A 16,225-nucleotide genomic window follows, 5' to 3' on the forward strand; every position below is an offset into this window, starting at 1 on the left:
GGGTCCTCACGCCATCGCGTCGACGCGGATGAAGACGTGGTCGAACCAGCCGGGCTGGGTGGCGTCCTTGACGCGGTGCACCGCCGTGATGGTGTACGCGGTCCCCGGCTGGAGGTTCGCCAGCAGGAGCTGGGTGGAGACCGACGTGTGGTTGGCACCGGCCGCCTTGGCGGCGAACTCGTCGGTCGCGTCCTGCACGAGGGTGGCGCCCTGGGTGACGCGCACGCTGGTGAACTGCTGACCGGTGCCGTTCCGCTCGATCATCGCGGAGTTCCCGTAGGCGAGTAGCACCTTGCCGGAGGGGGGCGCGGTGAAGGTGATCGCGAGCGGGGCCGGGGGGCGGCCCGTGAGCGTGGGGGTGTACGTGAGGGACGTGGTGCTTCCGCCGTCCCGGTTCTCGACGTACGCCGGGTACGGTGCCGCCGGCTGCCACACCGTGCCGTTCCAGCGCTGGAGCACTCCGCCCGCGGTGTCCCGGTACTGGCCGACGTAGCTGCCGTTCGTGATCGCGCCGGCGGGCGCGATGCCGCCGATCGCCCGCGGGTAGGAGACCCAGTCCCGCTCGTCCCAGCGCTGGAGCGTCCCGTCGGTCGAGTCCTGGTACTGGCCGGGGTAGGCGCCCCGGCGGACCTCGCCCACGGCGGGCAGGATGCCGCCGACCGACACCACCGTGGTGCGCCGGTCCTTGAGGGCGGTGCCCCAGTTGATGCCGCCGTTGCCCGCGCTGGCGCCGGCCGGCACGGTCACCTCGAAAAGCGGCAGGCCGGCGGCCGGCACCGCCGGCGGCGCCGGGGTCGGGCCGGGAACGCCCTGGACGACCTCGGCGACGGCGTCGTAGCGGTTGGAGGCGTCGTACAGGCCGTCGTAGATCCTGATGACGACGAGGTCGATCCGCCCGTACTGGGCGTCACCGGGGGCGAAGGGCAGGTCGATGGGGGAGGTCAGAGCCACCGGGTAGACGCCCTGGCCGCCGGGGCCCTGGATCACGGCGCGCCCGCCGTGCAGCGTGCCCGTCATCGCGTCCTTGTTCCCCAGCCAGAACCCGGACAGCCGGTGCAGGCCCTCGTACGAGCCGGGCAGGATGCCCGAGTGCGCCTCCACCGTGTTGGCGGGGGTGGTGGCGCCGATCTGGGTGAGGCGGGTGTCCTCGCGGGTCTGGCCGGTCTCCTTGAGCCAACTGCTGCGCATGTTCATGGAGTTCTCCTGTCGTACGTCGGACGGGAAGGGGTTTTCAGGCGTCGGCGGGGTCAGGACTTGATCCACTCCGCGCCGAGGGTGGTGGCGTAGCCGGAGCCGCCGAGCGTCCGCACCGGGTCCTTGTTCGTCTGGTGGCCGGCGAGTTGGACGGTGTTCCCGGCGCTCAGCCGCACCAGGCACTGGCCGCCGACGGTGAGGTGGGCAGTGGCATTGGGCTGGCTCAGCCAGGTGGCGCGGGCCAGGCCCACGCCGTTGATCACGACGCGGGCTCCGCGGGTGCCCGCGGCCGCGTCGCCGCCCCAGGCGACGTGGGCGAAGACCCGCCACCAGCCCGTCCGCGGCACGGTGTAGGTGTCCCTGCCGTTCCAGGCCCTGGCGTCGTCGACGTCGGAGCTCTGGAACGTGAGGATGGTCCAGACGTTGGGCGGGACGGACTGCGCGGTCGTCTGAGCCACGCTGAGCAGCACCGACGAACGACCTTCGACGTACGTCCAACTGTTGCCGTCCCAGCGCAGGAGGTGGCCGTCGGCGTCCCGGTACTGACCGGCGTACGCACCGGTGGTCACCTCGCTGGACGCGATGCCGCCGACGGCCCGCGGATAGGCGATCCAGTCGGTGCCGTCCCAGCGCTGGAGCTGGCTGTTGGTGTCCCGGTACTGGCCGACGTACGCGCCCTTGAAGCCGGCGCCGCCCGCCGGGGTGATGCCGCCGAGGGCGGCGGTGGCGTAGTGCTGCTGGGTGGTGGCGGAGGCCCAGAGGATGCCGCCGGTGCCCGCCGAGGTGCTGGCCGGCACGCGGACGGAGTAGAGCGGGATCGCGCTGCCCGGGCCGCTGGCGGGGAGCGCGGGGGTGGCTGACGGGGTGCCCTGGACGACGCGTACGACCGCCTCGTGCGTCCCCGTGCCGCCGAGGTCGAAGTCCTTGTCCAGCACGGCGAGCTCGATCAGGTCGATCCGGCCGTACAGGGGGTCGCCGTCGGCGAAGGTCAGGGTCTCCGGGGCGGTGACGGCGACCGTGTAGGCGCCCTGGGCGTTGTCCTGGCCCTGGATCACGGCCCGGCCGGTGCCGATGGTGCACGACATCGGGCCGGCCTGGGACAGGACGAACCCACCGGGCACGATGCCGGAGCGGGAGCGCAGCGTGGGGTCGGTGGAGCTCGTGCCGACGGGGGTCAGCAGGGCGGACTGGGCGAGGCGGGTGTCCTCACGGGTCTGTCCGGTGGGCGTGAGCCAGGTGGCGCGTACGGTCATCTTTCACCTCTGGGGCTGGTGGCGGGCGGCGGGGCGGGCTTGAGGGGTGCGCGTCACCACTCGGCGCTGCGCCAGCGGACGGTCATCTGGGCCTGGGGGCCGGCCGAGTCAGGGCGGAAGGACAGCTCGGAGCGGCCCGGGTCGAGCGTGAACAGCTCTTCGGGGGAGGAGTCGCCCATGGCGGTGTGGCGACGCGATGCGGTGTCGTTGAGCGTGACGGTGCCCTCGCCGGTGTCGACGACCAGTTCGTCGCCCTGGGCCAGGTCGATGGCGTACCGCAGCCGGCGGCGGCTGATCCGCTCGGTGATGGTCGGCATGGCGCAGGGGCCGCGGAAGACGATCACGGGGTGGGCGGGTGCCGAGCCGGTGTTCTCGGCGACGACGTCGCCGGTGCTCTTGGCCTGGCCCCAGTTCAGGGGCCAGGCCAGCGGCCAGGTCAGCCCCGACTCGGGTTCCGGGCGGCCGGTGATCGCGAGCTGTTCGGTGACCTGGTAGCGCCGCGGGTCGGTGGCGGTCCACTGCACGGACGCCTTGGCCGCGCCCTGGGTGGCGAAGACCCGGTCGGCGGGGATCACGCGCTGGCTGACCCGGGCGCGTACGGCCAGCACCTCGCCGTGCAGCCGGACCGCGAGCCAGCGCTCCTCGTCGAGGAGGGCGAACGACTGGCGCAGCGCGTACAGGACGGCCGGTCCGGCGCCGCTCTCCGGCGCCATCCACACGGTGCCGCCGACCTTGCGGGGCTTGGCGTAGCGGGCTCCGGGCCAGGCGCCGTGCGAGGTGGGGCGCTCGGCGTCGGAGGAGTCGTACTCCGGCAGGTCCTCCCAGCCGGTGAGGCCGGAGCGGTCGAGGGCGAAGGGGGTGCCGGTGCCGATGAGGAGCCCGGCCCACTGCATCTGCCCGTCCTGGGTGATGAGCGAGCCGGGCGCGAGGTCGGCGGTGTAGGGGTTGGTGGTCTCGGCCATGGGGCCGTCACCTCACTCTCGTAGGGCTTCGTAGGGCTTCGACGGCGCGCGGGCGAGGGCGCTCAGGCGCTGGTGGCGAGGAAGAGCAGGTCCTCGGCGACGGCGCGGGGGCCGGCGCCGGGCTCCTCGCGGAAGTGCGCGATGCGGCGCGGGCCGTGCGGGATCTCGGGACCGGTGGACACCGGCCGGTGGTCCAGGTCCTCGGCGGGCGCGATGCGGGGGGTGCCGCCGTTGTCGAGGGGGAAGACGACGCCGCCGTCGGCGAGCATCGGGATCTTGTCGAGGTCGACGCCGAACTTCTTGCCGAGGATGTTGACGCTGAGCTTCCCCAACCCGTCGATGACCCAGTTGGCGAACGCGATCAGCCCGTTGATCGGTCCCTTGATGACCCCGAGCACGGTCTGCGCCCCGCTCTCCAGGAAGTCGCCGATGCCCCGCAGGGTCTTGGACACGGCGTCCTTGGCCCGGGTGAAGAACTTCGGCACGTTGTCCCTGACCCACTTCAGGGGCCTCTCCACCGCGCTCTTCAGCCCGCGGAAGGCGCGCGAGGCGATCGACCGCAGCGCGGTGACCGCGGACCTGATGGCGGAGCCGGCCCGGGAGATCCCGCCGATGGCGGCGCCGATGCCGCGCAGGGCGCCGCCGATCAGGCTGCGGACGGTGCGGAAGGCCGCTCTGACGCCGTTGCCGACGGCCTTCAGCACCGGCCCGATGACCGCGATCGCGGACCGGATGCCGCGCAGGGCGGCGTCGAACGCCTGACGGGCGATCCGCTGACCGGTCTTCGTGCTCATCGCGTACTCGATGAGGAACGCGGCCAGCGGGATCACGATCCCCAGCACGAAGCCGAGGGGGTTGGCCCGCATGGCGGTGTTGACCGCCGTCATGGCGACGGAGGCGATGGTCAGCACGGTGCCGAAGCGGCCCATGAGCCCGCTGAGCAGGGCGGCGACGTCGACCATGGAGACGATCAGGCCGAGGACCGCGGCGAGCGGTCCGCCGCCGAGCTTGGCGACGGACGCGCGGGCGCGGGAGGCGGCGGCACCGAAGCGACGGACGCCGCCGGCGGCGTTGGAACGGGCGACCTTGTTCGCCGAGGCGGCGGCGGTCGACGCGCCGTTGCGCAGCTGCTGGAGCGCGGGGAGCGAGGTGCGCAGCGCCGGGCCGACCCGGTTGACCCCGGACGCCGCCCGGCGGATGTCGGAGGTCAGCTTCCGCAGCTGGTCCGACACGCCGCCGACGCCGCGGCCGAGGCCGCCCGCGGCGGTGGCGGCGTTGCGCAGCGGGTTGAGCGGCAGTGCGGCGGCGAGGGCACTCATCCGCGCGCCTTCGCCAGGAACATCAGGGCGTTGGCGGTGGCCTGCGGGTCACTGCCGGCCGCCGCGTGGTAGTGCTCGATGTGGAACCCGGCGCGCCCGCTGCCGGCGCGCGCCTTGGCCTGGGCGAGCTTGGCCCGCTTGGCGGTGAGCGCCAGCAGCCGGTCCAGCTTGGACAGCGGCAGCACGGCCTCGGCCTCGCCCGCCTCGGCGAGGATGGCGTGCACGCCGCCGCGCCGCGGCTGGACGACGCCGCCCGCGGCGAGTTGGGGGATCGTGGGCAGGTTGACGCCGAAGGTCTTGCCACCGACCATCGGCACCCAGCCGGGGATGCTGACCTTGATGCCGTTCAGCTTGCCGATCATGGAGTTGATCAGCCGGATGACGGCGTTGATGGGGGTGCGGACGCCGTCCTTGATGCCGTTGAACGCCTTGGACGCGATGCCCTTGAGGCCGTTCCAGATGCTCGACATCCGGTCCTTGACGGCCCGGAAGGCGGACGGGATCGCGCTGCGGATCCAGTTGACGACGGGGGTGATCACGGACCTGATGCCGTTCCAGACGGCCCGGATCGTCGACCGGATGGCGTTCATGACCGTGGTGATGATGCGGCGCCAGGTGTTGACGTAGGTCCGGATCACGGTCGCCACGGCCTTGACGACGGTGGAGATCGCCCGCCGGATCCCGTTCCAGACCGACTTGATCAGGGAACCGGCCTTGCGCATGATCGGCCCGACGACCTTCATGACGGTGCTGATGACGGTGCGGATCGCGTTGAACGCGGTCCGGATGACCCGCTGCATGGTCCGCGAGCGGGCCGCCATCTGGACGACGGTCTCGATGAGCGGCATGAACAGTTCCAGCAGCCGTACGAGGAAGTTGCCGCGCATCGAGCGGTTGAGCCGGTTCTGCCCCTGGGCGGCGCGGTCGGCGCCGGTCTTGAACCGGCCGAGCTTCGCCCCGGACGTCTGCCCGGTGTTGCCGGCCTTCTTCATCGCGCGGTCGGCCTGGTCGCAGGCGGTCTTGAGCCGACGGAGCTGGGTGCTGGAGGACTGCGAGGCGGACCGCAGGGAGCGGATCTTGCCGGACGCGGTGCTGCTGGCGTTGCCGATGGACCGGATGGGTTGGGCGACGCCGTTCGCCGAGGACCTGAAGGAATTCAGGGAGGTGGTGGCGTTCTTCATGGAACGGACGAGACTCATCCCGCCCTCCTTTCGGTGGGGGGCGGGTCAGCTGCCGAGCGCTGCGGCGGTGCCCTGCGCGACGGACCTGAGCTCGCCGAGGCGGGTGCTCAGGTTGTCCGTGGAGCGGGAGAGCGAAGCCGCGGCGGTGGCGGTGTCCTTCAGCTTCGGCAGGTCGATGCCGTCGACCTTCGTCTTGAGCTCGCCCACGCCCTTCCAGACCTTCTCCAAGTGGGTGGGGTCCAACTTCGGCTTGGCGAGTACGCTGTTCAGCTTGTCCAGCGCCTTGGCAAGGCTCTTCACCTGGCCGGGTTTGGGGGCTGCGCCCCACTTCTCGTTGAACTTCCTGATCTTGGGGATGACGGCTTCGAGGGCGTCCTTGATGCGATTGAACTTCTGTTCGTCCTCGATGTTGGAGCGGATGACGCGGAGGGCGGGGGCGGCGACGGCCTCCGTGGGGCGCATCCTTTCGATGCCACCCCGGTCGTTCCTGGCCAGGACTCGGCCCTCGGCGGGATCGGTCCTCGTGCCGGCGCGGATCTGCCGCCGCTCGTTCAACTTGGTGATCGGCTGGTAGACGAGTCGGCTGAAGGTGTTGAGGGCTCCGCCGAGGCTCATGATGAGCAGCGTCAAGGCGCCCATGGCGCCCAGGAGGACGATCTGCCCCGTGCCGAAGTCCTTGATCGCGCCGGCGAGCGGGCCCAGCTTGAGCTGTTCGAGGATGGCTTCCCAGGGGGCCTTCTCCTCCTTCTTCGGCCCCTTCTCCACCGCCTTGATGATTTTTTCGGTCTTGGCCTGCAACTCGGCGTCAGTGACGTAGTCCTTGGCGTTCTTGCTGTCCTTGCCGGGGGTTTTGAGGCCGGATATATCCTTTTTGAGCTCGGCGATCCTGTCCAGGATCTCCGCGTGTCCTGTCTGAGCCATCTTTACCTCGCATCGCTGCGTCGGAGTCCCGTGCGCGCCCGCGCACGCGAACCACCCGCCCGGGAAGCGCGCGGGCGGGTGGCGTGGGGGCGTACGGGCGGGGCCGATCGGGTCAGGCGCGCCTCGCGCGGAGTTCCGCGAGCGCGTCGTTCCAGCCGGCCTTGTACGCGTGGGTCTCGCGAGCCGCGACTTCCGCGTCGAGGGTGGCGAGCAGGGCTTTCACATCGAGGGGTCCAGGGGTGCGCAGGAGCGTGGCCAGCCGGTCGTGGAACGTGCTGCCCGCGTGGCTTCCTCCGGTGTGAGGCGTCATGGTCCCCTGCCTTCCGATCACGTGCCGGTGCGACGGGATCACGGCCGGTCGCCGGACCCCGGCGTTGGACTCTATCGAGCTGTTCGAACTGATGTACGAATCATTGTCGAGCGTGAAGGTTCGGGTTGTCGAGCGTCAACGACCCGTGTCTCCCGTGTGAAGGCCAGACATGCACCATTGATGGAGCGCCAGAAGGCGCGCGTCAGGGGGGCGTTGGTCCCTCTGCCGTACGGGTGGGGAGGCACTGCTTACACATGGACGGGAACTTGGGGGCGGATCAGGACGATTCCGGAATTGACTGGCTGGATTGCGCCCCTGACCTGCCGCATCTCTTCGCCCGGATCTCCGAACTCGTCTTCCGTCACGGGCTGCGCCCCTCCGACCTCGTCGTGCTGCCGCGCGCCGAGGTCGACCGGCGGGAGACGGCCGCCTTCACCGCCGGCTGGGCCGAAGCGGTGTCGGAGGAGCTGCCCGGCATCCGGAACTCGTACGAGAAGCTGATCGCGGACGCCTACGCCCAGGGCCAGCTGGTCGCCCGCGGCGTGCGGGTGCCGCGCCGCACCGACGTGGTGCGCAGCGACGGAGCCCAGGTCATCGCGCTGCCCTTCGCGCGCCTCATGGAACCGCCGGACGTCGTCGTACGTGCGGAGGAACGCGTCCACCAGGAGCGGGCGCACGTCAACGGGCTGGCGCCGGCGCGCGAGCCGGTCGAGGAGGAGCCCCGCCCCGGCGAGGGGTGGGCCGCGCGTCCCGTACCTCCTCCCGAGCCGGCTCCGGAGCCCGCGCCGGACGTCGTCGCCGAGGAGGCTCCCGTACTGCTCACCGCACAGGAGGTACGGGAGAGACAGGCGGCACGCATCGTGCGCAAGGTGCTGCGCGGGAAGCGCGGACGGCCGATCGTGCCGCCGCTGGCCCCGCTGCCGCCGCAGGTCGGTGGGGGAAGACGGTCCGGAGCGACGGCACATGAGGAGAGGGACGAACACGTCGAACAGGTGAAACGAGTCGAACAGGTGAAACGAGTCGAACGGGTGGAACGAGTCGAACGGGCGGAACGGGTCACGCCGGATCCGCCCCCGGAGGCCGCTCCCTGAACGGGGCGGACTCCGGGGGCCGTGGCATCAGCCGAAGAACCGAGCGATCTCCTGGGGGGCCGGCGCCGACGCTGAGGCGTCGGCTTCCGCTTCCTGCGCCGCGTCGCTCGACGCGTCGCCGGGCCGCGGCACCGGCTTGGGCGGATCCTGCTGGTCGCCCTCCTCGGAGTTGGCGCTCGCGAACATCCAGTTGGAGACCGCGAGGTGGTCGACGACCGCCGCCAGCAGGTGGTCGCTGACGGACCAGTCCGCGGCCTCCCCGTGCACGGACCGGCTGACGGCGCTCTCCGCCGGCAGGTGCTTCAGCAGCACCGCGACCCGACGGCTGGAGAGTTCGCCCCGGTGCCAGTCCAGCAGGTCGACGCCGTAGTAGCGGAGCAGGTCCGCCTCAAGGGCCTCGGCGTGTTCGTCGACGAACGCGGCGAGGCTCAGCCTTCCCCCAGGCCGAGCCCGGTCTCCTTGCCGTACGCCTCCAGGACGGCGGCGACGTCCTGCATCGAGAGGTCGTACTCCTCGAAGCGGGCGAACTGTTCCTCGCCCATCAGCAGCGCGAGCAGCCCGTCCACGTCGTTGTCGTCGAGCTTGCGCAGCGCCTTCGCGGTGGCGCGGCTCAGCTCGGTGGGGAGGGTGAAGGCCTCGCCGTCCAGATCGAAGGACCAGGTGCGACCGCGCGCCTCCAGTCGCTGGGCGCGGGCTGCGTTGACGTCGAAACGGGCCATGACGCGTACTCCTCGGTTCGTGTGCTGGAGAAGAAAGAAGGGGCGGGGGCGGTGCGGCACGCGGTCACGCGGCCGACCGCCCCCGAGGGAGCAGGGATCAGAGCGCGGGTCGGACCGGAGGTCAGACCGTGGGGGAGTAGGTGTTGTCCTTCATCACGAAGCTCGCCAGCGCCTTGCCCTCGCCGCGGGACATCGCCGTGAAGGTGATGCCGAGCGTGGCCGCGGACTTGCGCGCCAGCTTGATGTCGTCGGACGCGGTGACCTGGCCGCGCGGGATCGCGAAGCGGTACTTCACGGCGGTGTTGGTACCGGCCTTGACGTCGGTGAACTCCAGACCGAGGGCGCGCACGTCGGCGTACGCGCGCTCGGCGATGTCGTAGCGGTAGACGTCGGTCACGGCCGGGGGCGTGCCCTCGTTCTTGACCTCGCCGCCGCCCATGAAGAACGGCAGCGTGTCCTCGTTGAACTGGAGCAGCGAGAACTTCAGCGTCAGGTCCCGGTCCGAGTAGACGAAGTGGATCGGGCTGACGGCCTGCCACGAGTCGACCGGCTCCAGCTTGTCCTTCTTGGCGAAGGTGACGCCGTCGGCGGTGGTGAAGCCGAGGTCCTTCCAGCCGCCCGCCGTCCAGTCGGTGGCGGAGTTGTCGGTGAAGGCGGCCGGCGCCTCGGTTCCGGCGGCGGCGACGTACAGTCGGCCGCTGCCGGCGACGCGGATCTCGGACGAGTTGGCTCCTGCCATGGGTGGGATCTCCTTGGTGAGACGGGCCGGACGGCCCGGATACGGCAAAGGCCCCACCGGGTGGCGGGGCCTCGACTGGGGGTTCGGCACGCGGTCGCGCCGAACGGGTGGGGGTGGTGGTGCGTGCGTGGTGTGGCGGCCGGCGTCAGAAGACGTTCAGCGAGAGCCGGATCACGCACACGTAGCGGTTCGCGGCGCGGTACACGTAGTCGGGCAGCCACCGCGGGCCGTCCTCCTCCTCGACGTCCGTGATCGCGTTGACGCCGTACGTCCTGCCGATCGCCGCGAGCAGGACGCGCCGCGCCGCGTTGCACAGGACGTGCGCGTCGGCCTTGGTCGGTCCGTACACCTCGAACTCGATCAACGGCATGTCGACGTGCAGGTCCCCGGTCCAGGCGCCGCCGCGCCGGTTGACGAGGACCGCGCGGGTGGTGCCGTTGAAGTTGGGCGGCGGGTCGACCGCGATGTGCGCCTGCGTGGCGACGAGGGCGGCGTCGGCCTTGAGGATGTCGACGACCAGCGCCTCGACATCGGGGAAGGCACCCGGGGGTGTGGTCATGTCGGATCACCTCGGTGAAGTGGCGGGGGACTGACGGGCGTTGCGGGTGCGCTGCCGCGCCCCAACGCGGACGGCGGAGCCGTGTGGGTTTGCCCCGGGCACAGCTCCGCCGCTGCACCAACTGTGACAGAGAGCGTGCGCGCACGCAACTACTCCGCACGCTGCGCCCGCAGCACCCTTGCGACCCGCCCGCGACTGTCCGCCCCATTTCCCCGACGGCGAGCGCCCCGCCGCCCTGCGGTGCCCCAAGCGGCTCCCCGCAGGTCAGCGACGGGGGGAAGCGAATCAGGGGCGCGGGGAACTGCGCGAGAACCCCCCACCGGGCCGCAGGGACCAGCGCACCCGCAGGGTTACGGCGGTGGGGTTGGGGGCGCGGGGAACTGCGCGAACACGCCCCACCGGGCCGCAGGGGCCAGCGCACCCGCAGGGCAACCGCGGCACCCCGAACCGCCAAACGCAAGCGCGCCCCGCGTCCCCTCAGGGACACGAGGCGCGCCTCGTCGTGAACCGTCAGCCCGCCGCAGGCGCACCCGCGCGGGACGCGCGTCCGCCCCGCCTGCCCCGGCGCGCCGCGCGCTCCGCGGCGAAGACGTCCTCCAGGCGGAACAACTGCGCCCGGCCCGCCTTCCCCGCTGCCGTCAGCAGGCCCAGCTGCACCCACTTGCGGATCGTCGCCGGCGCGACCCCCGCCTCCGCCGCGGCCAGCGGCCCGGGCACGAGCGTCGGCAGGGCCAACCTGCCCGGCGTCAGCACGGCACCTCCTCCATCGCCGCCGCGAACTCCTCCGCGCCGCACCCGGCCGCCGCCGCCAGCTCCGCCCACCGTTCCTCCAGCCACACGTGCCGGTACGCCGGATCGTCCTGGCATCCGCACGCCTCCTCGTCGCACACGCACGCCGGGTTGACGCACAGCACCGCCCGTCGGTCCGGGAAGGCCCGCAGCGACACCGAGTCGCACCACGGGCAGCGGCCGGAGACCCGTACGACCAGCTCGGTGTCGCCGAGCGCCCGGGCGCAGCGGCGGGCCATGCGGCGGAGTTCGTCGCGCATGTGCCGGGCGAGGACCGGGTCCCCGGCCACGTCGTCGAGGAGAGCGGCGACCCGCCGCAGTCGTTCGACGACCTGGGCCCGCCCCGGCCGCGGCAGGCCGAGCCGTGCCCGTACCGCCTCCTCCAGTTCCACGACCCCGTCGGTCACGTCCCGGATGGCGTCCGACACGTGCAGCCGGATCGGCGCCGCGCCGCGCCCGGCGCCGGTGAGGCCGTGCAGCTTGTGGAGCAGCAGGACCTCCCGGCGCTCTTCGCGCACGAGTTCGTCCAGGTCGGGGCGGGGCGCGGTGGGCGCGGGGCCGGCGGGGCCCTGCCGGCCGGGCGCGAGTTCCTCGGTCAGCTCGGGGAACTGGCGTACGAGCGCGGCCGTCCACAGGGTGATGTCGCGCAGAACGGGATCGGTCACAGATGACTCCCCAGGGCAGTGCCGGCGGTGCGGGACGTACGGGACGTGCGGGACGTGCGGGCGGTGAGGGTCTCCGGGTCCACGGCCCGCGCGATCCGCGCCGCCGACGCCGGGCGCCCGTTGCGCCACAGCCGTCCGGCGCAGACGCCGTCGAACCAGCTCTCGGCCGGCGCGACCGTCGCCTCGCACTCGCGCTGCACGGGGCAGCGGGCGCAGGCCCGCAGCGCGGGCGCCGCCTGTTGGGCCCGGCGGGCGAAGACGACGGACGGGGGGAGCCCGACGCACGCGGCGGACAGCTGCCAGGGGGTGGTGTCGGGCAGGGGCAAGGCGTCTCTCCAGGGTCCGAAGGGCCGGATGACGGATGAGTGCCGCCGGGGCGCCCACGGGACGAATGGGGTCCCAGGGGCTCAGGTGGCCGCTGAGCGGGATGGGCAGTCACCTTGACATGTTGCGTGCACGCGCGCAACTAAGATGTGAAGGGATCTTTGCTGTTTCGCCGCTCAGGGGACCCTCGATCACGTAATTCCGTGCGCGCAAGCACGCTAGAGTGTGCATCTGAAGCTAGTGAGGAGCAGTGCATGACGACTCATGGGCTGGACGAATTCGCGGGCTGGGTCGAGGGCCTGATGCGAGAGCGCGGTTACGACATCGACAGTCCGCGCGGCGGAGGAAAGTCCAGGATCGCCGACGAAGCAGGGGTGCACCGGGCCGCGGTCACCCGTCTGCTACAGCGCCAGAGCATGCCCGACCTGGAGACCATGCGCCGGATCGCCCCGCTGCTCGGGGTGTCCGTACGCGACATGCTGATCCGGTCCGGACGGGTCACCCCCGAGGAACTTCCGCTCGGTGCGGACCTCGCGCCACCCGCCGGGCCCCGGCCCACCCTGGAGGACTTCGCGCGCTGGCTCGGCGTCCCCGACGACCGCATGGGCGTCTTCGTCAAGGTGGTGAACCAGTTCCTGGAGCCCGACAGCGAGGGCGTCACGGAGGGTGATTCCCGCAGGGAGAGCCGCCGCCGGACCGCGGACTGACCCCCTCCGGCCGCCCGCGGGCTGAGCGCGGACCCCGCCACTGACCTGCCGACGACCGCCACGGCCCCCTCGTGGGCCGCCCGGCCGCGGCACCTGGCGCGCCCTGCGTACGCCCGCCCGAACGAGGCGTTTCCGTGAGGCCGCCCGGGCTGTCGCGTGCGTGGGCATTTGTTTTGACCCAAGTCCGTGCGGTAGGTACGCTCAGACCTTGTGCCTGGGGTGTGCCTGGGCTCTTGTGCGTGTCCTCAACCGCACGCGAGCCCTCTGACCGGCCACCGCAATCTGCGCCCTCTCCGCTCTGCGGAGGAGCCCCGCAGCTTCGACACACCCGACCGCGTGGGTCGGCGACGTTCCAGGTTAGTTTTACTAACGGCACACAGAAACCGGAGAAGTAGTGCCTACGATCCAGCAGCTGGTCCGCAAGGGCCGGCAGGACAAGGTCGAGAAGAACAAGACGCCCGCGCTTGAGGGCTCTCCCCAGCGCCGCGGCGTCTGCACGCGCGTGTTCACGACCACCCCGAAGAAGCCGAACTCGGCCCTCCGTAAGGTCGCGCGTGTGCGTCTGACCTCTGGCATCGAGGTCACGGCCTACATCCCGGGTGAGGGACACAACCTGCAGGAGCACTCCATCGTGCTCGTGCGTGGTGGCCGTGTGAAGGACCTGCCGGGTGTTCGTTACAAGATCATCCGCGGTTCCCTGGACACCCAGGGCGTCAAGAACCGCAAGCAGGCCCGCAGCCGCTACGGCGCCAAGAAGGAGAAGTAAGAATGCCTCGTAAGGGCCCCGCCCCGAAGCGCCCGGTCATCATCGACCCGGTCTACGGCTCTCCTCTGGTGACCTCGCTCATCAACAAGATCCTGCTGCACGGCAAGCGTTCCACCGCCGAGCGCATCGTGTACGGCGCCATGGAAGGTCTTCGCGAGAAGACCAACGCCGACCCGGTGATCACGCTGAAGCGCGCGCTGGAGAACGTCAAGCCGTCCATCGAGGTCAAGTCCCGCCGTGTCGGTGGCGCGACCTACCAGGTGCCGATCGAGGTCAAGCCCGGTCGCGCCTCCACCCTCGCGCTCCGCTGGGTCGTCGGCTACTCCCGCGCCCGTCGCGAGAAGACGATGACCGAGCGCCTGATGAACGAGCTGCTCGACGCCTCGAACGGCCTCGGCGCTTCGGTCAAGAAGCGCGAGGACACGCACAAGATGGCCGAGTCCAACAAGGCCTTCGCGCACTACCGCTGGTAGTCGCTACCCCCATCGAGAACCGAGAGAAGACTGAGCCACATGGCCACCACTTCGCTTGACCTGGCCAGGGTCCGCAACATTGGGATCATGGCCCACATCGACGCGGGCAAGACGACGACCACCGAGCGCATCCTCTTCTACACCGGTGTGAGCTACAAGATCGGTGAGGTCCACGACGGCGCTGCCACGATGGACTGGATGGAGCAGGAGCAGGAGCGTGGCATCACGATCACGTCCGCCGCGACCACCTGCCACTGGCCGCTCGAAGACGTCGATCACACGATCAACATCATCGACACCCCCGGCCACGTCGACTTCACCGTCGAGGTGGAGCGTTCGCTCCGCGTCCTCGACGGCGCCGTGACCGTCTTCGACGGTGTCGCCGGTGTCGAGCCGCAGTCCGAGACCGTCTGGCGTCAGGCGGACCGCTACGGCGTCCCGCGCATCTGCTTCGTCAACAAGCTCGACCGCACCGGTGCCGAGTTCCACCGCTGTGTCGACATGATCAGCGACCGCCTGGGTGCGACGCCGATCGTGATGCAGCTCCCGATCGGTGCCGAGGCCGACTTCAAGGGCGTCGTCGACCTGGTCCGCATGAAGGCCCTGGTCTGGTCCGCCGAGGCCGCCAAGGGCGAGATGTACGACGTCGTCGACATCCCGGCCACGCACGCCGAGGCCGCCGAGGAGTGGCGCGGCAAGCTGGTCGAGACCGTCGCCGAGAACGACGAAGAGATCATGGAGCTGTACCTGGAGGGCCAGGAGCCCACCGAGGAGCAGCTGTACGCCGCCGTCCGTCGCATCACCATCGCCTCCGGCAAGTCCGCGGGCACGACGGTCACCCCGGTGTTCTGCGGTACCGCGTTCAAGAACAAGGGCGTCCAGCCCCTGCTCGACGCGGTCGTGCGCTACCTGCCGTCCCCCCTGGACGTCGAGGCCATCGAGGGCCACGACGTCAAGGACCCGGAGCTGGTCGTCAAGCGCAAGCCGTCCGACGACGAGCCGCTGTCGGCCCTCGCGTTCAAGATCGCGAGCGACCCGCACCTGGGCAAGCTGACCTTCATCCGGATCTACTCCGGGCGCCTGAACTCGGGCACCGCGGTCCTGAACTCCGTGAAGGGCCGCAAGGAGCGCATCGGCAAGATCTACCGCATGCACGCGAACAAGCGTGAGGAGATCGAGTCGGTGGGCGCGGGCGACATCGTCGCCGTCATGGGCCTGAAGCAGACCACCACCGGTGAGACGCTGAGCGACGAGAAGAACCCGGTCATCCTGGAGTCCATGGACTTCCCGGCGCCGGTCATTCAGGTCGCCATCGAGCCCAAGTCCAAGGGTGACCAGGAGAAGCTGGGTGTTGCCATCCAGCGTCTCGCGGAGGAGGACCCCTCCTTCCAGGTGCACACCAACGAGGAGACCGGCCAGACCATCATCGGTGGTATGGGCGAGCTTCACCTTGAGGTGCTGGTCGACCGGATGCGCCGCGAGTTCCGCGTCGAGGCCAACGTCGGCAAGCCGCAGGTCGCCTACCGCGAGACGATCCGCAAGGCCGTCGAGCGCGTGGACTACACCCACAAGAAGCAGACCGGTGGTACCGGTCAGTTCGCGAAGGTGCAGATCGCGATCGAGCCCATCGAGGGCGGCGACACGGCGTACGAGTTCGTGAACAAGGTCACCGGTGGCCGCATCCCCAAGGAGTACATCCCCTCGGTGGACGCGGGCGCGCAGGAGGCCATGCAGTTCGGCATCCTCGCCGGCTACGAGATGACGGGCGTCCGTCTGACGCTCCTCGACGGTGGCTACCACGAGGTCGACTCCTCCGAGCTCGCCTTCAAGATCGCCGGTTCGCAGGCGTTCAAGGAGGCCGCTCGCAAGGCCAGCCCCGTGCTGCTTGAGCCGATGATGTCCGTCGAGGTCACCACGCCCGAGGACTACATGGGCGACGTCATCGGCGACATCAACTCCCGCCGTGGCCAGATCCAGGCCATGGAAGACCGGGCCGGTGCCAAGGTCGTCAAGGGCCTGGTGCCGCTCTCGGAGATGTTCGGCTACGTCGGCGACCTCCGCAGCAAGACCTCGGGTCGCGCAAGCTACTCGATGCAGTTCGACTCCTACGCCGAGGTTCCCCGGAACGTCGCCGAGGAGATCATCGCGAAGGCCAAGGGCGAGTAACTCACCCGAGTACACGCTTTAGGCTTGTTCCCGGAGCCCGTGGGGGCATTTCCCAGCAAACCGGTGGGAAGTGCCCCGGGCCCCGGC

Annotated in this window: 19 protein-coding genes; 5 read left to right on the plus strand and 14 right to left on the minus strand. The window is 70.8% G+C overall.

Annotated elements, in window-relative coordinates:
• Nucleotides 1-6: 6 nt before the first annotated feature.
• The 7 genes from AB0E05_RS00960 to AB0E05_RS00990 all read right to left on the minus strand — a co-directional run bounded on the left by AB0E05_RS00960 (nucleotide 7) and on the right by AB0E05_RS00990 (nucleotide 7,140).
• Entirely contained in the window at nucleotides 7-1,194 is a 1,188-nt protein-coding gene (locus tag AB0E05_RS00960) for a hypothetical protein (protein WP_361956614.1), read from the minus strand.
• Nucleotides 1,195-1,247: 53 nt separating this feature from the next.
• On the minus strand, nucleotides 1,248-2,447 hold the full coding sequence (locus tag AB0E05_RS00965) for a hypothetical protein (protein WP_361956617.1): 1,200 nt from the start codon (nucleotides 2,445-2,447) through the stop codon (nucleotides 1,248-1,250).
• A 53-nt stretch (nucleotides 2,448-2,500) separates the two neighbouring features.
• Nucleotides 2,501-3,409, minus strand: a complete 909-nt coding sequence (locus AB0E05_RS00970; protein WP_361956620.1) for a phage tail protein — start codon at nucleotides 3,407-3,409, stop codon at nucleotides 2,501-2,503.
• 62 nt (nucleotides 3,410-3,471) lie between these two features.
• On the minus strand, nucleotides 3,472-4,728 hold the full coding sequence (locus AB0E05_RS00975; protein ID WP_361956623.1) for a tape-measure protein: 1,257 nt from the start codon (nucleotides 4,726-4,728) through the stop codon (nucleotides 3,472-3,474).
• Nucleotides 4,725-5,927 (minus strand): phage tail protein, encoded by a 1,203-nt coding sequence (locus AB0E05_RS00980; RefSeq protein WP_361956626.1) that lies wholly within the window; start codon nucleotides 5,925-5,927, stop codon nucleotides 4,725-4,727. Before AB0E05_RS00980 ends, AB0E05_RS00975 begins: the two co-directional genes overlap by 4 nt.
• Before the next feature lie 27 nt (nucleotides 5,928-5,954).
• A complete protein-coding gene (locus AB0E05_RS00985; RefSeq protein ID WP_361956629.1) occupies nucleotides 5,955-6,830 on the minus strand; it encodes a hypothetical protein in 876 nt (291 codons plus the stop codon).
• A gap of 112 nt (nucleotides 6,831-6,942) precedes the next feature.
• A complete protein-coding gene (locus AB0E05_RS00990) occupies nucleotides 6,943-7,140 on the minus strand; it encodes a hypothetical protein (RefSeq protein ID WP_361956632.1) in 198 nt (65 codons plus the stop codon).
• A gap of 254 nt (nucleotides 7,141-7,394) precedes the next feature.
• Between AB0E05_RS00990 and AB0E05_RS00995 the strand changes: the two genes are divergently transcribed.
• Nucleotides 7,395-8,231: a hypothetical protein gene (locus tag AB0E05_RS00995; protein ID WP_361956635.1), complete on the plus strand. Its 837-nt coding sequence runs from the start codon at nucleotides 7,395-7,397 to the stop codon at nucleotides 8,229-8,231.
• Between the two features lie 27 nt (nucleotides 8,232-8,258).
• Here the strand turns inward: AB0E05_RS00995 and AB0E05_RS01000 are convergent, their stop codons facing one another.
• From AB0E05_RS01000 to AB0E05_RS01030, 7 genes are all read right to left on the minus strand, one after another.
• Nucleotides 8,259-8,543: a hypothetical protein gene (locus AB0E05_RS01000; protein ID WP_361956638.1), complete on the minus strand. Its 285-nt coding sequence runs from the start codon at nucleotides 8,541-8,543 to the stop codon at nucleotides 8,259-8,261.
• A 116-nt stretch (nucleotides 8,544-8,659) separates the two neighbouring features.
• On the minus strand, nucleotides 8,660-8,950 hold the full coding sequence (locus AB0E05_RS01005; protein ID WP_361956641.1) for a hypothetical protein: 291 nt from the start codon (nucleotides 8,948-8,950) through the stop codon (nucleotides 8,660-8,662).
• A gap of 121 nt (nucleotides 8,951-9,071) precedes the next feature.
• A complete protein-coding gene (locus AB0E05_RS01010; protein ID WP_361956644.1) occupies nucleotides 9,072-9,689 on the minus strand; it encodes a phage tail protein in 618 nt (205 codons plus the stop codon).
• Between the two features lie 145 nt (nucleotides 9,690-9,834).
• Entirely contained in the window at nucleotides 9,835-10,248 is a 414-nt protein-coding gene (locus AB0E05_RS01015; RefSeq protein ID WP_361956647.1) for a hypothetical protein, read from the minus strand.
• 510 nt (nucleotides 10,249-10,758) lie between these two features.
• The gene (locus AB0E05_RS01020; RefSeq protein WP_361956650.1) at nucleotides 10,759-11,001 is read right to left on the minus strand and encodes a hypothetical protein; all 243 of its coding nucleotides are present in this window, start codon (nucleotides 10,999-11,001) and stop codon (nucleotides 10,759-10,761) included.
• Nucleotides 10,995-11,702 (minus strand): hypothetical protein, encoded by a 708-nt coding sequence (locus tag AB0E05_RS01025; RefSeq protein WP_361956653.1) that lies wholly within the window; start codon nucleotides 11,700-11,702, stop codon nucleotides 10,995-10,997. Before AB0E05_RS01025 ends, AB0E05_RS01020 begins: the two co-directional genes overlap by 7 nt.
• A complete protein-coding gene (locus AB0E05_RS01030; protein ID WP_361956656.1) occupies nucleotides 11,699-12,028 on the minus strand; it encodes a WhiB family transcriptional regulator in 330 nt (109 codons plus the stop codon). Before AB0E05_RS01030 ends, AB0E05_RS01025 begins: the two co-directional genes overlap by 4 nt.
• A gap of 252 nt (nucleotides 12,029-12,280) precedes the next feature.
• Here AB0E05_RS01030 and AB0E05_RS01035 point away from each other — a divergent pair, with 252 nt between their 5' ends.
• The 4 genes from AB0E05_RS01035 to fusA all read left to right on the plus strand — a co-directional run bounded on the left by AB0E05_RS01035 (nucleotide 12,281) and on the right by fusA (nucleotide 16,138).
• Nucleotides 12,281-12,733 carry a helix-turn-helix transcriptional regulator gene (locus tag AB0E05_RS01035; protein WP_361956659.1) on the plus strand — a complete coding sequence of 151 codons (453 nt, stop codon included), beginning with the start codon at nucleotides 12,281-12,283 and terminating at the stop codon, nucleotides 12,731-12,733.
• A 394-nt stretch (nucleotides 12,734-13,127) separates the two neighbouring features.
• Nucleotides 13,128-13,499: a 30S ribosomal protein S12 gene (gene rpsL / locus AB0E05_RS01040; protein WP_003948652.1), complete on the plus strand. Its 372-nt coding sequence runs from the start codon at nucleotides 13,128-13,130 to the stop codon at nucleotides 13,497-13,499.
• 2 nt (nucleotides 13,500-13,501) lie between these two features.
• A complete protein-coding gene (gene rpsG, locus AB0E05_RS01045) occupies nucleotides 13,502-13,972 on the plus strand; it encodes a 30S ribosomal protein S7 (RefSeq protein ID WP_361956662.1) in 471 nt (156 codons plus the stop codon).
• A gap of 39 nt (nucleotides 13,973-14,011) precedes the next feature.
• Nucleotides 14,012-16,138 carry an elongation factor G gene (fusA, locus tag AB0E05_RS01050; protein ID WP_361956665.1) on the plus strand — a complete coding sequence of 709 codons (2,127 nt, stop codon included), beginning with the start codon at nucleotides 14,012-14,014 and terminating at the stop codon, nucleotides 16,136-16,138.
• Nucleotides 16,139-16,225: the final 87 nt, after the last annotated feature.

It is taken from the genome of Streptomyces sp. NPDC048057, from assembly GCF_040653095.1.
Classification (GTDB): domain Bacteria; phylum Actinomycetota; class Actinomycetes; order Streptomycetales; family Streptomycetaceae; genus Streptomyces.